The organism is Janibacter sp. A1S7 (assembly GCF_037198315.1).
Lineage (GTDB): Bacteria > Actinomycetota > Actinomycetes > Actinomycetales > Dermatophilaceae > Janibacter > Janibacter alittae.
This window is the reverse complement of record NZ_CP144913.1, coordinates 3,264,067-3,284,685: the sequence shown is the minus strand read 5'-3', so window position 1 is coordinate 3,284,685 and position 20,619 is coordinate 3,264,067. Positions and strand designations below refer to the sequence as shown.

The following is a 20,619-nucleotide window of genomic DNA, read 5'->3' as shown; positions in this document are numbered from 1 at the left end:
CGCACCGGACCGACCCCCTTCGCCACGGTGAGCTCAGCGGGGCTCGTCGCCGGCGATGAAGGCCTCCAGGCGGCGGCGGCCCTCGGTGTCCTCGCGCTGCTCGGGCGGCGACTTCATCAGGTAGGAGCTCGCCGACAGCAGGGCGCCGCCGATACCGCGGTCCTTGGCGATCTTGGCCGCCCGGATGGCGTCGATGATGATGCCTGCGCTGTTGGGGGAGTCCCAGACCTCGAGCTTGTACTCGAGGTTGATCGGGGCGTCGCCGAAGGCGCGACCCTCCAGGCGGACGTAGGCCCACTTGCGGTCGTCGAGCCAGGCGACGTAGTCCGAGGGGCCGATGTGGACGTTGCGGTCGTCCTTCTTGCCGGCGAGCGACCCTTCGAGGTTGGAGGTGACGGCCTGGGTCTTGGAGACCTTCTTCGACTCCAGGCGCTCGCGCTCGAGCATGTTCTTGAAGTCCATGTTGCCGCCGACGTTGAGCTGGTACGTGCGGTCGAGGGCGACGCCGCGCTGCTCGAAGAGCTTGGCCATGACGCGGTGGGTGATCGTGGCGCCGACCTGGCTCTTGATGTCGTCACCGATGATCGGCACACCAGCGTCCTGGAACTTCCTGGCCCACTCCGGGTCGGAGGCGATGAAGACCGGCAGGGCGTTGACGAAGGCGACTCCGGCGTCGATGGCGCACTGCGCGTAGAACTTGTCGGCCTCCTCCGACCCCACCGGGAGGTAGGAGACGAGCACGTCGACCTCGGCGTCCCTGAGCGCCTGCACGACGTCGACAGGGGCGGCGGGGGACTCGTCGATGGTCTCCGCGTAGTACTTGCCGATCCCGTCGAGGGTGTGGCCGCGCTGCACCTCGACGCCCGTGGTGGGGACGTCGCAGATCTTGATGGTGTTGTTCTCCGAGGCGTTGATCGCCTCGGACAGGTCCTTGCCGACCTTCTTGTCGTCGACGTCGAAGGCCGTGACGAACTGCACGTCGGACACGTGGTAGTCACCGAAGGTCACGTGCATCAGGCCGGGGATCGTGTCGCCGGCAGCGGCATCGCGGTAGTACTCGACGCCCTGCACGAGTGAACTGGCGCAGTTGCCGACACCGACGATGCCGACGCGGATGGAACTCATGGGTTCTCCTTGGTGGGGGGCTGGGTCCGTGGTGGGTTGAAAGCGGGGTGGCCGGGGTCGGTCAGGCTGCCCGGGCGCACCCGGGGAGCCTGCCGCTCCGTCTCGATGAGGTCCTCGATCCAGGCCAGGGCGCGCTCGGTCGAGTCCTCACCGTGGGTGCGAAGGGCGTCGGTCCAGCGGTCCGCGCGCTCGCCGACCGGGTGGTCGCTGCGCATGGCGGCCAGCCTCTCGGCCAGCCGGGCGCGCCGGCCCTCGAGGATGCGCAGCCGGACCTCGCGCTCGGTCCGGGCGAAGAAGGCCACCCGGACGTCGAAGGCGTCGTCCTCCCAGCTGCCCGGGTCGCTGCGGTCGGCGATGGCGGCGAAGACCGCACGGCCCTCGTCGGTGAGCGTGTACGTGATCCGCTGACGCCGGCCGGTGGTGGCCTCGTCGTGCTCGCCACTGACGAGACCTCTGCCCTGGAGCCCGGCCAGGCAGGGGTAGAGGGTGCCGAAGGAGAGGGCACGGAAGGGACCGAGTCGGGAGTTGAGGCGTCGGCGGAGCTCGTAGCCGTGCAGCGGGCTCTCGTGGAGCAGGCCCAGCACGGCGAACTCGAGCATTTCTCGGCGGCGCACGAGAGAGCATCCTACGCGATGTATCGAATGGATATGTCGGGCACGAGTACATGCGTCGCTCGATCACCGTTCATACTGGGGTGCGCACGACCGCCCCCTTCGCTCCTCCGAGGTGTCTCCATGGCCGATCACCACCGCACCCGCGCCGACGCGCGTCGGCGCCGCGCCGCCCAGCGCGGACGCCGGGGCTCCGGGCGTGGCCGCGGCGGAGGACGACGCATCCTGCGCACCCTTCTCCTGGCGTTCGCGGCCCTCGTGGCCCTGGGGGTGGCCGGTCTCGTCATCGCGTACATGGTCATCGACATCCCGAAGCCGAACGACCAGGCGGTCGCGCAGGCCTCGGTCCTCTACTACTCCGACGGCGAGACCGAGATGGACCGGATCGCCGAGGTCAACCGCGAGTCGGTCGACCTGGACGAGGTGCCCAAGGAGGTCCAGCACGCGTTCATCGCCGCCGAGGACCGCAGCTTCTACGACAACAGCGGCATCTCGCCCACGGGTATCGCCCGCGCCGTGAGCGGCGTGCTCTTCGGCGACGACCGCGGCGGTGGGTCGACGATCACCCAGCAGTACGTGAAGAACTACTTCCTCACCCAGGACCAGACCTATGTGCGCAAGTTCAAGGAGATCCTCATCTCCGTCAAGATCGACGGCGAGCTGAGCAAGGACCAGATCCTGGAGAACTACCTCAACACGATCTACTTCGGACGTGGCGCGGACGGCATCCAGACCGCCTCCGAGGCCTACTTCGACAAGGACGTGGAGGACCTGACCCCGTCCGAGGGCGCCCTGCTGGCCAGCGTCGTCAACGCGCCGTCCCTCTATGACCCCGCCCTCGGCGAGGAGCAGACGGAGCGGGTCCAGGACCGGTGGAACTACGTGCTGGACGGGATGGTCGACGAAGGCTGGATGACCGCCGCCGAACGGCAGGACGCGACCTTCCCCGAGACGACGACTCCCGACCGCTCCAAGGCACGCGACGACGACATCGGGTTCATCACCGAGGAGGTGCGCGCCGAGCTGCGACGGGAGCTCGACCTGACCGACGCCCAGATCGACCGTGGTGGCTTCAAGATCGTCACGACCATCGACAAGGAGGCCCAGGAGTCCGCGGCCAAGGCGGTCGAGTCGAACCGCCCGACCGGTGACCGCACGTCCGACCTGCACATCGGACTGGCCTCGGTGGAGCCCGGGGACGGGGCCGTCCGCGCGATGTACGGCGGCCCGAGGTTCGGAGAGGGCACGTTCGGCTACTTCAACGCCGCCACGGACGGCAAGATGCAGGCCGGCTCGACGATGAAGCCCTTCACCATGATCGCCGCGCTGCGCGACGGCTTCCCGCTGTCGACCATGTACAGCGGGAAGAGTCCCTTCTACGACGACGCCTTCATCTACGACGGCCCGGGCGCCACCGACATCCAGGAGCAGGGCGGTGTCGTCAACTACGGCAGCGTCTCCTACGGCCCCGTGGACATGCGCACGGCCACGCAGAAGTCGATCAACACCTACTACGCCCAGCTCAACCTCGCCGCGACCCCGAAGGCCACTGCGCAGGCGGCCAAGGAGGCGGGTGTCAAGTCGTGGGTCGGTGAGAAGCAGGTCCCGCTGAACACCGACCCGACCAACGTCTTCGGTACCGACGCCGTCCGGGTGATCGACATGGCGAATGCCTACGCGACGATCTCGGCGGAGGGGATGCGCGCCGATCCGTACTACATCGCGTCGGTCACGGGCACGGGCGACCGTTCGATGGACTACGAGGCCACGCCGAACGTGCGTCGGGTCTTCCCCCAGGACGTCGCCCGCGACGCGATCCACGGGATGAGCCGCGTCGACGACCCCGGCGGCACCGGCTATCCGACGGTCGCCGACCTCGGACGGCCCGTCGGGGGCAAGACGGGGACGACCTCCAACAACTACGCGGCCTGGTTCGACGGATTCACGCCGGGTCAGCTGGCCACGGCCGTCGGCATGTACAAGGGCGACGGCACCCTCGTCAAGAAGAACGAGCTGACGAACATCGGTGGTTTCGCCGAGATCACCGGCGGCACCGTGCCGGCGCAGATCTGGACCGACTACATGATCGGTGCCCTCCGGGGTGAGCCGGTCAAGCAGCTGCCGCCACCCGGCAACGTCAAGGCCCGGCCGCATGACCTTCCCTCCGATGCGCCGGCGCCGTACACACCACCACCGCCGCCGCCGGAGCCGACGGCCACGCAGGAGCCGGAGCCCACGACGAGCAGCCGGTCCACGTCGAGCTCGTCCAGCTCGTCCTCGTCGAGCTCGTCCAGCTCGTCGTCGAGCTCGTCCTCGAGCAGCCCGACGAGTTCGTCGACCTCCTCGACCACGCCACCGAGCCCGACCACGTCCTCCCCGCCGCCGTCCCCGCCGTCCCCGCCGTCACCGACGTCGACGACGACCACGAAGCCGGACCCGACGATCACCCTCCCGCCGCAGCCGGGCGGGGGGACGAACGGTCGTGAGGACGGGCCCGGATAGTGCCCAAGGAGTCCGTGCCCGGTGACCTGCTCCCGCAGGACGCCAGCGCCGTCATCGGCGGCCGGCTCGGGCGTCGGGTCGCGGGCCGGCAACGATCGCCGCGCCACCTCGTACCCATGATCGTCGCCATGGTCCTGGTGCCCATGGCTGCGGCGGTCCTGCGTCAGGGCCACTGCGTGGCCAACGGGTGGAACGGTGACGAGCAGTTCTGGCGGGGATGTTTTTCGGACCTGCCGGCGCAGTACCAGCTGGCCGGCCTCGACGCGGGTCTGGCCGGGTGGTTCACCTCCGGTCAGGAGCCGACCCAGATGCCGCTGCTGTCGGGGCTGATGGCCCTGCTGGGTGGCTTCGTCCCGGCGGACTCCGGGTGGCTCGAGGCGACCCGGTGGTACTTCGTCATGTGGACGGTGCTCATCACCCTCTGTGTGGTGGTCGGGGTGTGGTGCGTGGCCCGGACGCGGCCGCAGCGCCTCGACCTGGCGACCCAGCTGGCGCTGTCGCCGGTCTACGTCGTCGCGGCGCTGCTGTCCGCGGACCCCGTGGTCGTGGTGCTGGTCCTGGCGGCCGTGCTCGCGCACAGTCTGCGCCGGCCGACCACGGCGGGCGTGCTGCTCGGTCTGGCCCTGACGGGTCATGCGTGGGTCGGCATCGTCCTGCTCGCCCTGCTCATCTCCTCCCGACGCCTCGGGTGCCGTGAGGCGGCGGTGCGCACCGTGGCCATCGCACTCGGCACGGCGGCGGGGGTCGGGATCGTGCTGCTCGTCCTCGCTCCGGAGGTCGTCACCGGACCGCTCATCTCGTGGTGGGACGAGAGCGCCGGCTACGGATCCGTGCTGAGGATCCCGGGACTGGTGGGCCACGCACTCCCCGGGCGGACGGTGCAGGTCGTGGCACTCCTCGGGTGGCTCGGGGCGGCCGCAGGAGCGGTCGTGATGGCCCGACGGGCCTGGCGTCCGGCCACGTGGGCGCAGGTGGCGGCCTTCGCCGTCCCGGTGGTCGCCCTCACCGGCACCGCGGTCCCGGTCCAGGCGGCCCTGTGGGTCCTGCCGCTGGCGATCCTTGCCGGCGTCTCGTGGCGGACGCACCTGGGGTTCGTCGCGGTCGAGGCCGTCCACGCCACTGCGCTCTGGGTCTACATCGGTGGTATGTCGGACCCGGACGTCGGCCTGCCCGCGCAGTGGTACGCGGTCGTCGTACTCGGTCGGGCCATCGCCTGGGGCTTCCTGCTGTGGAGCGTCTGGTACACGCCGGTGGACAACCCGGTAGCCCGTCCACAGGCCCCCTTCGCGCCGGCGTCCCGTCCACAGGAGCCGGCGCGGTCCTGACCCCGCCGGCCACCCTCGGGCACGCTTTGGTGCGAAGGGAGTGCAGCCGATACCCTGAAACCGTCCCCGACATGTCGTCCGACGGTCGGGTGCAGATGCACAGACCCTCCTGTCACGGAGAGACCGTGACCGCACAGACCGAAGGAGGCGGGTTATCAGCATGCGTCAGTACGAACTCATGGTCATCTTCGACCCGGAGAACGACGAGCGGGCCGTCCAGCCGCTGTTCGAGAAGTTCCTCACCGTCGTCACCAAGGACGGTGGCACCGTGGAGAAGGTCGACCACTGGGGCCGCCGCCGTCTCGCGTACGAGATCAACAAGAAGGCCGAGGGCCTCTACGCCGTCGCCGAGATGACGTGCACGCCGGAGACGAACAAGGAGCTGGAGCGTCAGCTCGGCCTCTCCGAGCAGGTCCTGCGCAGCAAGATCATGCGCGTCGGCGCCTGAGGCGTCCCCCTGGTCGTCGGCAGTTGCTGACGGCCTCACCTGAGACGATCACCGATCGAGAAGGAAACCCATGGCAGGCGAGACCCCCATCACCGTCGTCGGAAACCTCACGGCTGACCCGGAACTGCGGTTCACCCCGAGCGGCGCGGCCGTGGCCAACTTCACCGTTGCCTCCACCCCGCGCACCTTCGACCGTCAGACCAACGAGTGGAAGGACGCGGAGACGCTCTTCATGCGCTGCTCCGTGTGGCGCGAGGCTGCGGAGAACGCTGCCGAGTCGCTGACCCGTGGCGCGCGCGTCGTCGTCACCGGCCGCCTCGTCTCCCGCTCCTGGGAGGACAAGGAGACCGGGCAGAAGCGCACCGTCATGGAGATGCAGGCCGACGAGGTCGGTCCGTCGCTGCGTTACGCCACCGCCAAGGTGACCAAGACCCAGCGCGGCGGGGGCCAGGGCGGCCAGGGCGGCGGCTGGGGCGGAGGCGCCCCCCAGGGCGGCGGCTCCGGCGGTGGCTTCGGCGGCCAGCAGTCCGACCCCTGGGCGACCGGTGGCCAGCAGGGTGGCGGCCAGCCGCAGCCCGGCTTCGGCGGTCAGCCCGCCGGTGGCCAGCAGGGCGGTGGTGGCTGGGGCAACGCGCCCAGCTACGACGAGCCGCCCTTCTGATCGATCTCTCACCGCCCGGTTCGCCCGGGCACTGACACACATCCCCATCCCGAGGACCACCCTCGGGCTCTCGTGAAACACGAAGGAGAGCACCACGATGGCCAAGCCCGTTGTGCGCAAGCCCAAGAAGAAGGCCAACCCGCTGAAGGCGGCGAAGGTCGAGAACATCGACTACAAGGACGCGAACCTGCTGCGCAAGTTCGTCTCGGACCGCGGCAAGATCCGCGCCCGTCGCGTCACCGGCGTCTCCGTCCAGGAGCAGCGCCGCATCGCGACCGCTGTGAAGAACGCCCGGGAGATGGCGCTGCTGCCCTACTCCTCGTCCAACCGCTGATCCGCGGCCGAGAAGAACCAGGAGCAGAACATGAAGGTCATCCTGACCCACGAGGTGTCCGGCCTCGGTACCGCCGGTGACGTCGTCGACGTCAAGCCGGGTTACGCCCGCAACTTCCTCTACCGTCGTGGTCTGGCCACGCAGTGGACGAAGGGGGCGCAGAAGCAGGTCGACGCCATCGCCGCCGGTCGTGCAGCACGGGCCGTGCAGTCCTTGGAGGAGGCCACCTCCATCAAGGGCAACCTCGAGTCCCAGCAGGTCACCGTCGCCGCCCACGCGGGCGACTCCGGCCGCCTCTTCGGCGCCGTCACCAGCCGCGAGATCGCCGAGGCGATCCGGGCCGGCGGTGGCCCGGAGATCGACCGTCGCACGATCGAGATCCCGACGCCGATCAAGAACGTCGGCCCGGCCCAGGCCCTGGTCCGGCTGCACCCCGAGGTGCAGGCCACGGTCTCCCTCGACGTCGTCGCGGGCTGATCCGAGCACACCCTCGAAGGGGGTCGGCCGCCGCGAGGTGACCGACCCCCTTCGTCGTGCTCGCCGCACGCCCGTGCGCTACCCTCGCAGCGGTTCATCAGGGAACGTCGAAGGGGACACAACAGCCATGCGCACACGCGTCGTCGCGCTCGCAGCAGCCACCGCCACCGTGCTGAGCGGCTGCTCCATGCTCGAGCAGGACGAGTCCGCGTCGGACTCGTCCCAGTCCCAGTCCGCCGAGGGATCCGAGTCGTCCTCCGACAACGCCGACGCGGAGGAGAACGGCGCCAAGGCCGCCAACATCGATCTGGACAACCCGCCCGAGGCCATCGCGGAGGTGACCTTGGACCGGCTCAACCACGACACCGTCGAGGAGACGACCGTCGAGCTCGTCGAGCTGCGCCGGGACGACAACGTCATGCTCGCCACCTTCCGTCTGACCGGAGAGGGACGCGGGACCCAGCTGACGTCGGCATACGACCTCTTGGGTGACACCGGGTTCGATCCGGTCTTCGTCGACATGGACAACATGGAGAAGTACCGCAACGTCGACGACCTGACGAGCGACTCCGTGTTGACCAAGGCCCCGCTCGGCGATCCCCTCTACATGTTCACGGCCTTCCCGCTGCCGCGCGAGGGCGTGGAGGCGATGGACCTGCAGATCCTCTCCGCGCGCCCGGAGATCGTCGACGTCCCGATGCCGCAGTGACCGCGTTGTCCCGCTCAGGTGGTCGCCTGACGCGTCCGCTGGTTGCTGCCTGCCTGGCGGTACCTCTGGTGCTCCTGGGGACGAGTGCGCAGGCTGCCGGTGACGACCCGCTGACCATCGACAACCTGCCCAGCATGCCCGACTCGGAGATCGCGAACCACCGTGTCGGCATCGACGTCCCGGAACTCAGCGCCATCACGGTGCCCGACCTCGATGCCTTCGAGCCGGAGGTCGAGGAGACCGGCGACGAGACCGTCGTCAGCCTCCAGACCGACGTGCTCTTCCGTTTCGGGGAGTCCACCCTCACCTCTTCGGCCACGCAGGCCGTGGCCGAAGCCGTCGAGGAACTGCCGGACGACGCGCAGGTCGCCGTCGTCGGGCACACCGACTCGGTCGGCTCAAAGTCCGACAACAAGAAGCTCTCCGCCGAGCGGGCCGAGGCGGTCGCCGAGGTCATCGAGGACGAGCGGGACGACCTCACCCTCGAGGTCAGTGGGAAGGGGGAGTCCGAGCCGGTCGAACCCAACGAGCGCGGCGGCGAGGACAACCCGCAGGGCCGGGAGAAGAACCGGCGTGTCGAGCTGCGCTACGGCGACTGAGGCCGCGCCGGTGCATCGGGGCGGCCGACTTCCGGTGACGACGGGCTGAGGGCAGGATGCAGGTGTGACTTCTTCGGATCCGGGCAACAGGTGCCGTCGGCTGCGGGACGAGTTCTGGCGCGCCGTCGGCGAGCCCGGCCGGCCCCGCGGCCCTCTCGGCGACGTCGACGAGCCGTCCCTGTGGCCCGACGGTGCCTCCAGCTACCGCCGGGTGGTCACCACCCATGCCGGTGTGGTGACGACCGACGGGTTGAGCAATCCGATGGCGACGGACGAGCCCGGGGACGCGCCCGGTCTGGGGATCGAGCTGTACGTCGAGAGCGTCGAGCTCACCGGTGACGACACCGGTGCCGGTCAGTGGCTCGTCGCGGTGCTGGAGGAGTGTGCCGGCGCCGTGGCCGGAGCGGCGGACACCGTCGCGCACGCGCTCGCCGAGCACGACCTGCTCTCGCTCGAGGTGACCGGCCAGGGCGCCCCGGCCGCGTGGGTCTCCGACGGCCGCCTCGGCGTTCTTCTGGGTGTCCGGTTGCCCGGGCGGTCCACGGGCTACGCCGTCGACGGAGCGCGGGTCCACGCGCTGTCCGTCACCCCCCTTCGCCCGGAGGAGCTCGCCGTGGTGACGACTGAGGGAGCGTCGGGTCGGCGGCGGATCGCCGAGGCGCTCGCCGCCACCGGCTGGTACTCGTACGCCGATACCGAGCGGCCGGCCGTGCTCTGAGTGGACCACGGGCACGCACGCGACGGGGGCTCAGCAGTCGATGACCGCCGAGCCCCCGTCGCTGGTGCCGGACTACTCCTTGGTGTGGTGGTGCTGCTCGGTGCCCTCCATCTTGGGCAGCTCACCGGTGTTGCCGTGCTCGGCACGGATCTCGGCGAGGTGGGCATCGTCCTCGGCGCCGAGCTCGTACAGGCGACCGGACTTGCGGTCGGCGATGTACTCCCGCATGTCCTGACGGATCTCCGGCAGGAGGATGTACAGCGCAGCGAGGTTGATGAAGCCGCAGATGAAGAGGAAGGAGTCGGTGATCGTCAGCACCTGACCGAAGGTCAGCACCGTACCGATGACGGTGAAGGTGCAGAAGATCAGGCGGTAGAGGTTCAGCGACGTCTTCGAGTGGCCGAAGAAGAACTCCCAGGCCTTCTCCCCGTAGTAGCTCCACGTGATCAGGGTCGAGAAGGCGAAGAGTGCCACGGCCACGGCGAGCACGATCGGGAACCACGGGAGGAAGGTCTCGAAGGCGTCGGAGGTGAGGGTGACCCCGTCCGGCACGGCGCCGCCGTCGATCACCTGGTCGATGCCGCCCTGGAAGGACGGCGCGTCCGCGATGATGATCGTCAGGGCGGTCATCGTGCAGACGATCACGGTGTCGATGAAGGGCTCCAGCAGGGCCACGAAGCCTTCCGAGGTGGGGCGACGGGTCTTGACCGGGGAGTGCGCGATGGGCGCGGAGCCCAGGCCCGCCTCGTTGGAGAAGGCGGCGCGCTGGAAGCCGACGATCAGGACGCCGACGAGGCCACCGAGGCCGGCCTGCGGGGTGAAGGCGCCCTGGATGATCGAACCGATGGCGCTGCCGATCTGCGTGAAGTTGGCGAAGATGACGAACAGGCACGCGATGACGTACATGATGCCCATGAAGGGCACCAGCTTGCTCGTGACGCGGGCGATGGACTGGATACCACCGAGGATGACCGCGGCGATGAGCCCGGCGAGGACCAGGCCGAAGATCAGCGCGGCGCCGTCGGAGCCGAGGAAGCCGTCGCTCCCGCCGGTGACGTCCCGGGCCTGGACGAAGGTCTGGTTGGCCTGGAACATGTTGCCGCCGCCGACGCCGAAGCCGAAGATGGCGATCGCGAAGCCGCCGGTGAGGATCATCGCCGGCACCTTGCCGAAGAGGCGACCGAAGGCGATCGGCATGTACTTGAACGGCCCGCCGGAGAAGGTCCCGTCCGCATTCTGCTTGCGGTACTTCACGCCCATGCTGCACTCGGCGAACTTCGTCGCCATGCCGAGCAGACCGCAGACGATCATCCAGAAGGTGGCGCCGGCGCCACCGAGGGCCATCGCGGCGCCGACACCCGCGATGTTGCCCAGGCCCACGGTCCCGGACAGGGCTGACGAGAGGGCCTGGAAGTGGGTGATCTCGCCGGGGTCGTCAGCGTGGGAGAACTTGCCCCTGACGACCTCGAGCGAGAGCTTCAGCGAGCGGAACTGCGGGAAACCCAGGAAGATGGAGATGATCGTGGCCGCTGCCACCAGCCAGATCACGACGATCGGGATCGAGATCCCGGCGACCGGGAAGGCGTAGAACACCCAGCCGGAGATCCAAGCGGCGAAGGGCTCGAAGAAACTGTTGATCGAGTCCTCGACGGCCTTCAGCGGTCCGGACTCGGCGGTCGGTATGAGCAGTGGGGACACCATGAAGAGTTACCCAACACCCGACAAGCCCGTGTGACGCCGGTCACGAAGCCTACTTTACCCAACCGTGACCTTTGGTGCGCCCAGCGGTCACCCCCGACGTGGGCGCTCGGCCCCGAGGACGGCCCATGCGTCCCCCCGGATCCGCCAAGCCATGCACGCTCCTCGCAGCAGCATGAAGACGGTGAACGCGAGCCAGAGCACGACGACCGATGCGACCGGTCCCTGCCCGTCCCCGAGGAAACGTGCCAGTGCGACGACCGGGACGTAGGCGATCAGCACGAGGATCATCGAGCCGGCCAGCCAGCGGCCGTCCCCGGCGCCGATGAGTACCCCGTCGACGACGAAGACATAGCCCGAGAGGGGTTGGGCGAGGGCGACGACGACGAGGCCGCCGGCGATCGCGGCCTGCACCTGCGGGTCCTGGGTGAACAGGTGCGGGATGACCCGGTGCAGGGCCAGGATGAGCACGCCGAGCCCGACGCCGCCCCACACCCCCCAACGCACCATGAGCGAGGTGGCCTCTCGTGCGCCGGCCGCATTGCCGCCGCCGAGGGAGGCGCCGGTGAGCGCCTGGCCGGCGATGGCCAGGGCGTCGAGCGCGAAGGTCAGCAGTGACCAGATGGTCGTCGTCACCTGGTACGCCGCGAGCGGCACGTCGCCGAAGCCCGCAGCGACGTAGACGGTGAGCAGGAGGATCGCGCGCAGGGCCAGGGTGCGCACGAGCAGCGGCGCGCCGTCCAGGGCGGCGGCCACCACGCGGCCGACGTGCGGGCGAAGGGAGGCGCCCACCCCCCGGCCGCGGTGCAGCACGACGGCCAGGAGGGCGAGTGCCATGCCCCACTGGGCGATGACCGTGCCCCAGGCGGCGCCGGCGATCCCCAGGTCCAGGCCGAGGACGAGGACCGCCGAGAGGGCGGCATTGGCGCCGAAGCCGACGACGGAGACCGCCAGGGGCGTGCGGGTGTCCTGCAGGCCGCGCAGGATGCCGGTCGCGGAGAGGACGAGGAGCATTCCCGGCAGGCCGAGGGCGCTGATGTGCAAGTAGGTGACGGCCTGGTCGAGCGCTGCCGGGGACGAACCGAAGACGGCCGCGACCGGCCGGGCGAGCAGCCCGACGACCAGGCCGCCCGCCACGCCGAGGCCGGCGGCCAGCCAGACCCCTCCGGCACCGACCTCGATCGCACCCCGTTGCGAGCCCGCACCGACCTGGCGGGCCACGACGCTGGTCGTGCCATAGGCAAGGAAGACGAAGACTCCTGCCGCAGTGAGCAGGACCGAGCTCGCGGTCCCCAGGCCGGCGAGGGGCACGACGCCGAGCCGGCCGACGATGGCGGCGTCGACCATGAGGAAGAGCGGCTCGGCCACGAGCGCGAGGAAGGCAGGAACTGCCAGTGCCAGGACCTCGCGTGGTCCGGCGCTCGGCACGGTCGCAGAGTTCGACGGCATGGGCGCCAGTCTCCCCCTCGACCGATCGTCATGCGGCGCGGGTCGAAGGTTACTGCGGGGTATACAGATTCATTACTGGCCGGTAGCCTCTCGGTCGTCCTCTTCCGCCACCGATCGGAGTTCCCTTGTCCAGGCCACGTCCTCGGCGCGTCCTTCCCTTCGTCGCCGTGCTGGTGACGGCTCTTCTCGCCCTGGCGATTCCGGGGGCGAATGCAGGATCCGTCCCCTGGTACGAGCAGTCGAACCCCCAGGCCGAGGACTCCGAGGTCAACGTCACCGGTGAACCCGCGGGTGGCACGACGCAGGACGGTGAGGTCCGCGGTCTGATCGACGCACACACCCACCTGATGTCCAACGAGGGATTCGGCGGCGACATCGTCTGTGGTGAGACCTTCAGCGAGGACGGCGTCGGGAGCGCTCTGGTCGACTGCGACAGCCACGGCAGCGATGGACGCACGGCCCTGATCGAGAACCTCACCAGCCTCGAGGGCAAGGGGCCCCTCGACCCGCACTCCACGCAGCTGTGGCCCTCCTTCGGGGACGCCCCGAAGTGGTCCTCGCTGACGCACCAGCAGATGTACTACCGCTGGGTCGAGCGGGCCTGGCGTGGTGGTCAGCGGATCATGGTCGCCGACGCGGTCAACAACAACATCCTGTGCTCGCTGCCGACCCAGGTGAACACGCACTCCTGCAACGACATGGACACCGTGCGCCGGCAGGTGCAGAAGACGAAGGACCTCGAGGCCTTCATCGACGCGCGCCACGGAGGTCCGGGCAAGGGGTGGTTCCGGATCGCCTACACACCGCAGGAAGCCCGCAGCTACATCGAGCAGGGCAAGCTCGCCGTCATCCTCGGGATGGAGATCTCCAATCCCTTCGGCTGCGGCCTGGCCCTCGGGGTCCCGAAGTGCACCAAGCAGCAGATCGACGCCGGTCTGGACGAGGTGAAGAACCTCGGGATCCGGTCGATGTTCCTGTGCCACAAGTTCGACAACGCCCTGTGCGGGGTGCGCTTCGACGCGGGCACCCAGGGGGTCATCGTCAACATCGGCAACTTCCTCAACACCGGCAACTTCTGGCAGGTCGAGCAGTGCCGAACCGACCTGCACGACAACACGGTCGCCGGTGGGGTCGTCCCCGCGGACATCGCCGAGGCCTTCCCCGTCCAGGCCCTGCCGATCTACCCGGAGGGCCCGCACTGCAACAAGCGGGGCCTGACCGGTCTGGGCGAGTACGCCCTTCGCGGGATGATGGACCGGGGCATGCTCGTCGAGCTGGACCACCAGAGCGTCAAGGCGGCCAAGCGGACGATGGAGGTCCTCGAGGCAGAGGGGTATCCGGGCGTCGTCTCGAGCCACTCGTGGATGGACAAGCACTTCACCGAGCGGATCTACCGGCTCGGCGGCTTCGTCGCCCAGTACGGGCACGACGCGCGCAGCTTCGTCGCCGAGGGGGCTGCGGACGACGACCTGCGCGAGGAGTACGGCGTCGGCTACGGCTTCGGGATGGACATGAACGGGTTCGGCGGTACCCCACCGCCGCGCGCGGACGCCGCCGAGCAGCCGCTGGGCTACCCCTTCCCGCTGGTCATGGGTGAGGGGTCGGTCGACCGCCAGGTCACCGGACAGCGGGTGTGGGACTACAACACGGACGGCGTGGCCCACTACGGGATGGTCCCCGACTGGGTCGAGGACATGCGCACCCTCGAGGGCGGACAGGGGCAGGAGGTCGTCGAGGATCTCCTGCGCGGTCCGGAGTCCTACCTGCGGTCCTGGCAGAACACCGCCTCCTGGGTGCCCGAGCAGGACCTGACGAAGGGGGCGAGGCCGTCGGCGAGCAGTGTCCAGTGGTCCTTGGGGGGCTCCTTCCGCGCCGGCAACGCCATCGACGACCGGCGCACGACCCGGTGGGCCGGCAGGTGGGGCGATGACGCCTGGTGGCAGGTCGAGTTCGACACCCCGCGGCAGGTCAGCCGGATCACCCTCGACTGGGAGCGGGCGTACGCCGAGGACTACCGCATCCAGGTGAGCCTGGACGGCGCGAGCTGGCAGACGGTGGAGACCGTGCGCGGCAGCGACGGGGGGATCGACACCATCCGGATCGATCCGACCTCGGCGCGACAGGTCCGGTTGGTCACCGACACGCGGGCCACGGGGTGGGGGGTCTCCCTCCACGAGGTGACGATCACCAGTTGAGCGGTGGTGCCGACGACCGTCCGTGACGGCATCGCGTGGTCGGGGATCAGCGCTCGTCGAGCATCAGGTCGATGGTGTAGTCCTCACCTCGATAGGCGTGGTCGCCGAACTCGATCGCCGCGCCCGCGGCGTCGAAGGCCATCCGGGTCATCGTGAGGACGGGATGGCCCTTGCCCAGGTCGAGCTCCCGGCGCTCCTCGGCCGTCGGCATGCGTGCGCCGATGGACTGCTGGGCGACGACGGGTCTGACTCCACGCCGCCGCAGGAGGGCGTAGAGGCCCTGGTGCTCGAGGTCCGCGCGAGTGATGTCGGCGTGGGCCGGCGGGAGCCAGTTGTGCAGGAGCGCCAGCGGAAGGTCTGCGGCCAGGCGCACGCGCACGATGGACAACAGCTGCGCATCCGGCTCGAGGTCGAGTGCCGCAGAGGCGCGCTCGTCCGTGCGGGTCTCCATGGACAGCACTCGAGTGCGGGGTTCCCTGCCCTCGGCCTGCAGGTCGTCGAAGAGCGATGACAGGCGCGCCCGGCGGTGCACCTTGCGGTTGGCGACCGTGGTGCCCAGGCCACGGCGGCGCACGAGGAGGCCGTGGTCGACCATCTCCTGGATGGCCCGACGCACAGTCGGTCGGGAGACGCTCAGTCGCTGGGCGAGGGCGACCTCGTTCTCGAAGGGGTCCCCGGGCTCGAGCCGGCCGTCGTCGACGGCGGCGGTGAGTTGCTCGGCGAGCTGGTGGTAGAGCGGCACCGGCGACTCGCGGTCGATGACCACCTCGAGCTGCTGCGCTGACATGTCGGCGAGCATACGGCACCCCTGCTGACAGGCATACGTCCATATGTCATGACAAACTATTGACATGGTGACTGTGCCTGGGGAAGAGTGACTCGCATCACCAATGACTGCCCCAGACCCGGAACCTACGCGAAGGAGCGCCGGATGCGTATCGGACTGGCCGGCCTCGGCCGGATCGGCGCCTTCCACGCCGACACCCTGCTCGGCCTGCCGGCCGTGACGACCCTCGTGGTCACGGATGCCCGGGGTGAGACGGCCCGGGAGACGGGCGCCCGGTTGCGCGCCGCCCACCCCGACAAGTCCGTCGAGGTCGTCACGGACTCCCGGGAGCTGCTCGACGGGCTGGACGGTCTCGTCATCGCCACGGCCACGCCGGGCCACGCGGAGTGGATTCGTGGGGGCCTCGAGGCGGGAGTGGCGACCTTCTGCGAGAAGCCCGTGGCGGGTGGTCTCGCGGAAACGATCGACCTGGCCCGGTTGGCGGCACGCACGAGCACACCGGTGCACGTGGGTCACCACCGACGCTTCGACCCGGGGTTTCGTCGACTGCGCGAGGCGGTGACGGCCGACGAGCTGGGATTCATCACCACGATCCGGGCCACCAGCCACGACCGGACGCCCCCGCACCCGTCCTTCATCCCGACCTCGGGCGGGATCTACCGCGACTGCCTCGTCCACGACATCGACGCCGTGCGCTTCGTCACCGGCCGTGAGGTCGCCTCGGTGTACGCGGTCGGGGCGAACAAGGGAGCAGCCCACTTCGGTGCCGCCGGTGACGTCGACACCGGCGCCGCCCTGCTGACGCTGGACGACGACACCCTCGTGCTCGTGTCCGCCACCCGCTACAACGGGGCCGGGTACGACGTGCGGATGGAGGTCCACGGGGAGCTGGGAACGCTTGCTGCCGGTCTGGACGAGGCCCTGCCGATGCGCAGTGCCCAGGAGGGCGTCGGCTTCCCCCACGGCCCCGCCCGGCGCACCTTCATGGAGCGATTCCTGCCTGCATACCGGGACGAGCTCACCGCCTTCCTGCAGGTGGCAGCCGACCGCGGACCGAGCCCCTGCACCATCGCGGACGCCTTGGCGGCGTTCCGCGTCGCCGAGGCCTGCGAGCTCTCGCGCGCCGAGGCACGCCCCGTGCCCCTGACCGAGATAGAAGGACTGTGACATGACCCGGACTAGCACATCGCGTCCCCCGCTGACCCAGCGCATCGCCGGTGCGCCGATCTGCTGGGGGGTCTGCGAGGTCCCCGGGTGGGGGTTCCAGCACGAGCCTCCCCTGGTGCTGACCCAGATGCGTGAGCTGGGCCTCGCGGCGACCGAGTTCGGCCCGGACGGCTTCCTTCCCGACTCCCCGCAGGGGAAGGCGGACACCCTCGCCGAGTACGGGCTCGCCGCCGTCGGCCAGTTCGTCCCCGTCGTCCTCCACGACCCGCAGCACGACCCCCTTCCGGTCGTCGAGGCCGCGATGGCCGGGCTCGTCGCCGCGCACGCCTCGACCGTCATCATCGCCGCGGCCACCGGAGCCGAGGGTTACGACTCCCGTCCCCAGCTCGACGAGGCCGGGTGGACCACGCTCCTGCGCAACCTGGACCGCATCGACGAGGCGGCTGCGGCGCTCGGCCTGACCGCCACCCTCCACCCGCACGTCGGCACGATGATCGAGAGCGGTACGGAGACCGGCCGGGTCCTGACGGGGTCGTCCATCGGGCTGTGCCTCGACACCGGCCACCTGCTCATCGGCGGTGGTGACCCGGTCGCGGTCGCGGTCGAGCACCCCGACCGGATCGCCCACATGCACCTCAAGGACGTCGACCTGGCCTGGGCGCGCAAGGTCCAGGAGAGCGCGGTTGCCTACACCGACGCCGTGGCCGCCGGGATGTACGTCGCCCTCGGCGAGGGGGACGTCGACATCGCAGCCATCGTCTCCGCCCTGGAGGGCGCCGGCTACGCCGGCTGGTACGTGCTCGAGCAGGACACCATCCTCGCGGGTGACCCTGCGGACCCGAGCACGCCGAAGGGAAGCGGTGACCCCGTCGCGGACGTGCGCACCTCCGTGGCCCACCTGACGTCGATTGCCGATTCCCTGGCGAAGGGGGACTGACGTGCTCGATCTCGTCACCATGGGTCGCACCGGGGTGGACATCTACCCGCTCGACCACGGCGTGCCCCTGGAGGAGGTGCGTACCTTCGAGAAGTTCCTGGGTGGATCGGCCACGAACGTGGCCGTGGCCGCGGCCAGGTACGGCCGACGTGCCGCCCTGGTGACCAAGACCGGCGCCGACGCCTTCGGTCGCTACGTCCGGGCCGAGGCCGAGCGCCTCGGTGTCGTCGGTGACTTCATCACCCCGATCGAGGGGGACGGGCCGCCGACCCCGGTGACCTTCTGCGAGGTGCACCCGCCGGACGACTTCCCGCTCTACTTCTACCGCTACCCCACGGCGCCTGACCTCATGCTGACCGATACCGACCTCCCGCTGGAGCAGATCCGCTCCGCCCGCGTCTTCTGGACGACGGTGACCGGTCTGTGCCAGGAGCCCTCGCGGGCGGCACACCACACCGCCTTCGCCGCCCGCGGTCGGGAGCGGCACACGGTCCTCGACCTCGACTACCGGCCGATGTTCTGGACCGACCCGAGCGAGGCCTCCGCGCAGGTCGGCCGGGCCCTGGAGCACGTGACCATCGCGGTGGGCAACACGGATGAGTGCGAGGTGGCCGTCGGTGAGACGGATCCGCACCGCGCGGCCGACGCGCTCCTCGAGCGCGGACTGGAGCTGGCCGTGGTCAAGCAGGGCCCCAAGGGTGTGCTCGCCGCAACCGCCGACGAGCGCCTCGAGGTTCCGCCGTACTTCGTGGACGTGGTCAACGGACTCGGCGCCGGCGATGCCTTCGGCGGTGCCCTCGTGCACGGACTCCTCGAGGGGTGGGGCCTGCGGCGGGTCCTGGAGTTCGCCAACGTGGCCGGGGCGATCGTCGCCTCGCGGCTCGAGTGCAGCACCGCCATGCCGACCGCCGCCGAAGTCGAGGACGGACTGGCGCAGTGGGCCGCGAAAGGAGCTCGCTCATGAGCGCCGACGCCACGACCGGGTCGACGACCGGCTCCGTCCCCACGGCGGTCGACGTCGCCCAGCTCAACGAGGTGCGGGCCGAGACCCCCGGGCTCATCGCCCGTCGGTGGGCCGAGCGACCCCGCCGCGACCTGCTCGCCCCGGACGGTCGGATGCTCCTCGTGGCGGCCGATCACCCCGCCCGTGGCGCCCTCGGCGTGCGCGGCGAGGCGATGGCGATGGCGCCGCGCGCCGACCTGCTGACCCGGCTGGCAACCGCCGTCTCCCGCCCCGGCGTCGACGGCGTCCTGGGCACTCCCGACGTCCTCGACGACCTGCTCCTCATGGGCGCGCTGGACGACAAGGTCGCCATCGGCTCGATGAACCGCGGCGGGTTGCAGGGGGCAGCCTTCGAGCTCGACGACCGCTTCACCGGGTACACCGCCGCCGAAATCGTCCGGCGGGGCATCGACGGCGGCAAGATGCTCATCCGGATCGCGCTCGACGACCTGGGCACGGTCGCGACCCTGGAGGCGGGCGCCGCCGCCGTGACCGAGCTCGCCGAGCTCGGGATCATGGCCATGGTCGAGCCCTTCTGGTCCGCTCGGCGGGACGGGAAGGTCGTCAACCTCCTCGACCCGGACAGCACGATCAAGTCGATCACCGTCGCCTCCGGGCTCGGCGCGAGCAGCGCCCACACATGGCTGAAGCTGCCCGTCGTCGACGAGCTGGAGCGCGTCCTGGACGCCACGACGATGCCGACACTCCTGCTCGGTGGTGACCCGAAGGGGGACCCGCAGGACACCTACGCCGCGTGGGGTCGCTCCCTGGCCCTGCCGCAGGTCCGCGGCCTCGTGGTGGGCCGCGCCCTGCTCTACCCGCCGGACGGCGATGTCGCCGGAGCCGTCGACATCGCCGCCGACCTCGTCCACGGAGGTGCCGCATGAGTGACCACGTCCCCCGCGCCGGGGCGGACAACGAACGCTGGTTCCACCCCTTCGCTCCCGGAGGGTCCGGTTGGGCCGTCGAGATCACCGATGCGATCGAGGGCTGGCAGCACACCTCCCTGCGCGTCGCCGTCCTGCCCCCCGGGGCATCCATCAGCCACACCCTGGTGCAGGAGGAGGGCGTCCTCGTCCCCCTCGTCGGGGGCGCCGACGTCGTCGTGGGCCACGCGGGTGGGAGCGGACGGTTCGTGCTGGCCGGTCGCCCCTCGGTCTTCAGTGGCCCGAGCGACACCCTCTACCTGCCCGCCTCGAGTGAGGTGACCCTGACGAACACCGACGACCGACCGGTCCGGATCGCCCTGTGCGGGGCACGCGTCGAGGACGCCACCGGCGGCGGCCGCAGGGTCGTGCACACCCCCGCCGACCGGGTGCCGGTCGAGCTGCGCGGAGCCGGGGTCTGCAGCCGCGAGGTGCGTGGCTTCGCCATGCCGGACGCCCTGCCCGACGCCGAGCAGATCCTGGCCTGCGAGGTCGTCACCCCGGCCGGCGGTTGGAGCTCCTACCCCCCGCACAAGCACGACACGGACCGCCCCGGGCAGGAGAGCGCCCTCGAGGAGATCTACTACTTCGAGACGCAGTCGGTCGACGACGTCGCGCAGGGGCGCTCGCCGCTCACCCGCGGCACCACCCGTGATGACGGCCGCCAGCCGGTCGGGTACCACCAGGTCTACGGCACGCAGGATCGACCCATCGACGTCCTCGCCGAGGTCGCGACGGGTGACACGGTCCTCGTGCCGCACGGCTGGCACGGGCCGGCGATGGCCGCACCGGACGCCGACCTCTACTACCTCAACGTCATGGCCGGGCCGGGGCCCGAACGGGTCTGGCTGATCTGCGACGACCCCGCGCACGGTGAGATCCGGGCCACCTGGGTCGATCAGGACGTCGACCCCCGGCTACCCCTGGGAGGCGGACAGTGAGCATCGA

20 protein-coding genes are annotated in these 20,619 nt (G+C 70.2%); 15 read left to right on the top strand and 5 right to left on the bottom strand.

The genetic code is table 11. The features are described 5' to 3' along the window. Positions 1–33: 33 nt before the first annotated feature. Both V1351_RS15835 and V1351_RS15830 read right to left on the bottom strand, forming a co-directional pair. Positions 34–1,125, bottom strand: coding sequence for an inositol-3-phosphate synthase (locus tag V1351_RS15835; protein WP_338749327.1), 1,092 nt, complete (start codon positions 1,123–1,125; stop codon positions 34–36). Then, complete coding sequence (locus V1351_RS15830; protein WP_338749325.1) at positions 1,122–1,739, bottom strand: PadR family transcriptional regulator; 618 nt, start codon at positions 1,737–1,739, stop codon at positions 1,122–1,124. Before V1351_RS15830 ends, V1351_RS15835 begins: the two co-directional genes overlap by 4 nt. A 120-nt stretch (positions 1,740–1,859) precedes the next feature. On the opposite strand from V1351_RS15830, the gene V1351_RS15825 reads away from it, so the two are divergent. The 9 genes from V1351_RS15825 (at position 1,860) to V1351_RS15785 (ending at position 9,509) form a co-directional block, all read left to right on the top strand. Beyond that, positions 1,860–4,238 (top strand): transglycosylase domain-containing protein, encoded by a 2,379-nt coding sequence (locus V1351_RS15825; protein ID WP_338749323.1) that lies wholly within the window; start codon positions 1,860–1,862, stop codon positions 4,236–4,238. Further along, a complete protein-coding gene (locus V1351_RS15820) occupies positions 4,238–5,563 on the top strand; it encodes a hypothetical protein (protein WP_338749321.1) in 1,326 nt (441 codons plus the stop codon). Before V1351_RS15825 ends, V1351_RS15820 begins: the two co-directional genes overlap by 1 nt. A 160-nt stretch (positions 5,564–5,723) precedes the next feature. Next, on the top strand, positions 5,724–6,011 hold the full coding sequence (rpsF, locus tag V1351_RS15815; RefSeq protein ID WP_338749319.1) for a 30S ribosomal protein S6: 288 nt from the start codon (positions 5,724–5,726) through the stop codon (positions 6,009–6,011). A gap of 70 nt (positions 6,012–6,081) precedes the next feature. Next, positions 6,082–6,672, top strand: a complete 591-nt coding sequence (locus V1351_RS15810) for a single-stranded DNA-binding protein (RefSeq protein ID WP_338749317.1) — start codon at positions 6,082–6,084, stop codon at positions 6,670–6,672. 97 nt (positions 6,673–6,769) lie between these two features. Next, positions 6,770–7,006 (top strand): 30S ribosomal protein S18, encoded by a 237-nt coding sequence (gene rpsR, locus V1351_RS15805; RefSeq protein ID WP_159298264.1) that lies wholly within the window; start codon positions 6,770–6,772, stop codon positions 7,004–7,006. Between the two features lie 30 nt (positions 7,007–7,036). Then, entirely contained in the window at positions 7,037–7,483 is a 447-nt protein-coding gene (gene rplI / locus V1351_RS15800; protein WP_338749311.1) for a 50S ribosomal protein L9, read from the top strand. 127 nt (positions 7,484–7,610) lie between these two features. Then, positions 7,611–8,192 carry a hypothetical protein gene (locus tag V1351_RS15795; RefSeq protein WP_338749309.1) on the top strand — a complete coding sequence of 194 codons (582 nt, stop codon included), beginning with the start codon at positions 7,611–7,613 and terminating at the stop codon, positions 8,190–8,192. After that, positions 8,189–8,791, top strand: a complete 603-nt coding sequence (locus V1351_RS15790) for an OmpA family protein (protein WP_338749307.1) — start codon at positions 8,189–8,191, stop codon at positions 8,789–8,791. The genes V1351_RS15795 and V1351_RS15790 overlap by 4 nt, the downstream gene beginning before the upstream one ends. A 64-nt stretch (positions 8,792–8,855) precedes the next feature. Continuing rightward, positions 8,856–9,509 (top strand): hypothetical protein, encoded by a 654-nt coding sequence (locus V1351_RS15785; RefSeq protein ID WP_338749305.1) that lies wholly within the window; start codon positions 8,856–8,858, stop codon positions 9,507–9,509. 72 nt (positions 9,510–9,581) lie between these two features. Here V1351_RS15785 and V1351_RS15780 read toward each other — a convergent pair whose 3' ends face one another. Together V1351_RS15780 and V1351_RS15775 are read right to left on the bottom strand one after the other, a co-directional pair. Further along, complete coding sequence (locus V1351_RS15780) at positions 9,582–11,210, bottom strand: alanine/glycine:cation symporter family protein (RefSeq protein ID WP_338749303.1); 1,629 nt, start codon at positions 11,208–11,210, stop codon at positions 9,582–9,584. A gap of 87 nt (positions 11,211–11,297) precedes the next feature. Further along, positions 11,298–12,656, bottom strand: coding sequence for an MATE family efflux transporter (locus V1351_RS15775; RefSeq protein ID WP_338749301.1), 1,359 nt, complete (start codon positions 12,654–12,656; stop codon positions 11,298–11,300). Positions 12,657–12,781: 125 nt separating this feature from the next. Between V1351_RS15775 and V1351_RS15770 the strand changes: the two genes are divergently transcribed. Then, positions 12,782–14,851: a discoidin domain-containing protein gene (locus V1351_RS15770; protein ID WP_338749299.1), complete on the top strand. Its 2,070-nt coding sequence runs from the start codon at positions 12,782–12,784 to the stop codon at positions 14,849–14,851. A gap of 46 nt (positions 14,852–14,897) precedes the next feature. Here the strand turns inward: V1351_RS15770 and V1351_RS15765 are convergent, their stop codons facing one another. Further along, on the bottom strand, positions 14,898–15,638 hold the full coding sequence (locus V1351_RS15765; protein ID WP_338749297.1) for a GntR family transcriptional regulator: 741 nt from the start codon (positions 15,636–15,638) through the stop codon (positions 14,898–14,900). 144 nt (positions 15,639–15,782) lie between these two features. Here V1351_RS15765 and V1351_RS15760 point away from each other — a divergent pair, with 144 nt between their 5' ends. Genes V1351_RS15760 through iolB form a run of 5 tightly spaced genes read left to right on the top strand, consistent with a single transcriptional unit; the run spans position 15,783 to position 20,612 of the window. Beyond that, positions 15,783–16,805 (top strand): Gfo/Idh/MocA family protein, encoded by a 1,023-nt coding sequence (locus tag V1351_RS15760; RefSeq protein WP_338749295.1) that lies wholly within the window; start codon positions 15,783–15,785, stop codon positions 16,803–16,805. A 1-nt stretch (position 16,806) separates the two neighbouring features. Further along, positions 16,807–17,742: a TIM barrel protein gene (locus V1351_RS15755; protein WP_338749293.1), complete on the top strand. Its 936-nt coding sequence runs from the start codon at positions 16,807–16,809 to the stop codon at positions 17,740–17,742. 19 nt (positions 17,743–17,761) lie between these two features. Then, positions 17,762–18,706, top strand: a complete 945-nt coding sequence (gene iolC, locus V1351_RS15750; RefSeq protein ID WP_422389035.1) for a 5-dehydro-2-deoxygluconokinase — start codon at positions 17,762–17,764, stop codon at positions 18,704–18,706. Next, positions 18,703–19,632 (top strand): class I fructose-bisphosphate aldolase, encoded by a 930-nt coding sequence (locus V1351_RS15745; protein ID WP_338749289.1) that lies wholly within the window; start codon positions 18,703–18,705, stop codon positions 19,630–19,632. Before iolC ends, V1351_RS15745 begins: the two co-directional genes overlap by 4 nt. Then, positions 19,629–20,612, top strand: a complete 984-nt coding sequence (gene iolB, locus V1351_RS15740; RefSeq protein ID WP_338749287.1) for a 5-deoxy-glucuronate isomerase — start codon at positions 19,629–19,631, stop codon at positions 20,610–20,612. The genes V1351_RS15745 and iolB overlap by 4 nt, the downstream gene beginning before the upstream one ends. Positions 20,613–20,619: the final 7 nt, after the last annotated feature.

What these genes read in the sequence shown, in the direction of transcription:
- V1351_RS15835 (WP_338749327.1), bottom strand. Translation starts at nt 1,125, where the DNA reads ATGAGTTCCATCCGCGTCGGCATCGTCGGTGTCGGCAACTGCGCCAGT.
- V1351_RS15825 (WP_338749323.1), top strand. Translation starts at nt 1,860, where the DNA reads ATGGCCGATCACCACCGCACCCGCGCCGACGCGCGTCGGCGCCGCGCC.
- rpsF (WP_338749319.1), top strand. Translation starts at nt 5,724, where the DNA reads ATGCGTCAGTACGAACTCATGGTCATCTTCGACCCGGAGAACGACGAG.
- V1351_RS15810 (WP_338749317.1), top strand. Translation starts at nt 6,082, where the DNA reads ATGGCAGGCGAGACCCCCATCACCGTCGTCGGAAACCTCACGGCTGAC.
- rpsR (WP_159298264.1), top strand. Translation starts at nt 6,770, where the DNA reads ATGGCCAAGCCCGTTGTGCGCAAGCCCAAGAAGAAGGCCAACCCGCTG.
- rplI (WP_338749311.1), top strand. Translation starts at nt 7,037, where the DNA reads ATGAAGGTCATCCTGACCCACGAGGTGTCCGGCCTCGGTACCGCCGGT.
- V1351_RS15795 (WP_338749309.1), top strand. Translation starts at nt 7,611, where the DNA reads ATGCGCACACGCGTCGTCGCGCTCGCAGCAGCCACCGCCACCGTGCTG.
- V1351_RS15780 (WP_338749303.1), bottom strand. Translation starts at nt 11,210, where the DNA reads ATGGTGTCCCCACTGCTCATACCGACCGCCGAGTCCGGACCGCTGAAG.
- V1351_RS15775 (WP_338749301.1), bottom strand. Translation starts at nt 12,656, where the DNA reads ATGCCGTCGAACTCTGCGACCGTGCCGAGCGCCGGACCACGCGAGGTC.
- V1351_RS15765 (WP_338749297.1), bottom strand. Translation starts at nt 15,638, where the DNA reads ATGTCAGCGCAGCAGCTCGAGGTGGTCATCGACCGCGAGTCGCCGGTG.
- V1351_RS15760 (WP_338749295.1), top strand. Translation starts at nt 15,783, where the DNA reads ATGCGTATCGGACTGGCCGGCCTCGGCCGGATCGGCGCCTTCCACGCC.
- V1351_RS15755 (WP_338749293.1), top strand. Translation starts at nt 16,807, where the DNA reads ATGACCCGGACTAGCACATCGCGTCCCCCGCTGACCCAGCGCATCGCC.
- iolC (WP_422389035.1), top strand. Translation starts at nt 17,762, where the DNA reads ATGGGTCGCACCGGGGTGGACATCTACCCGCTCGACCACGGCGTGCCC.
- V1351_RS15745 (WP_338749289.1), top strand. Translation starts at nt 18,703, where the DNA reads ATGAGCGCCGACGCCACGACCGGGTCGACGACCGGCTCCGTCCCCACG.
- iolB (WP_338749287.1), top strand. Translation starts at nt 19,629, where the DNA reads ATGAGTGACCACGTCCCCCGCGCCGGGGCGGACAACGAACGCTGGTTC.